This window comes from Flavihumibacter cheonanensis, from assembly GCF_022352215.1.
In the GTDB taxonomy this organism is placed as follows: Bacteria; Bacteroidota; Bacteroidia; order Chitinophagales; family Chitinophagaceae; genus Flavihumibacter; species Flavihumibacter cheonanensis.
Genome location: NZ_JAKRWF010000033.1, coordinates 1 through 294 on the forward strand (window position 1 = coordinate 1; position 294 = coordinate 294).

The 294-nt window shown below is 54.8% G+C and carries 1 protein-coding gene; it reads right to left on the reverse strand.

What is annotated here, in order from left to right; all coding sequences use genetic code 11:
• Window positions 1–294: DoxX family protein (locus tag MD536_RS22330; protein ID WP_239603758.1), on the reverse strand; the 294-nt coding region annotated here is incomplete at both ends.

Sequence of the window (294 nt, forward strand, 5' to 3'; positions counted from 1 at the left end):
GTCCAGCGAATAACGGCCGGCGCCAGTCACCGCCAGCAGCAGCAAACCGCCAATGATGCTGATGTTTTTAAAGAAGTTGATTTCGTTGCCCATCATTTCCATGCCGGTCATTTTCCAGAACGGATGGCCGATAAACGCGGTGCCCAACACATACAGGGCAAAAATGACCGCGATAGGGCGAGTAAACAGGCCGAGAATAAGCGCGATGCCGAAAATAAACTCCACCACCACGGCGACAATCGCCGCCAAATAAGGCATCGGCGTGCCATAGCCTTCCATCGCCGTGACGGTCGC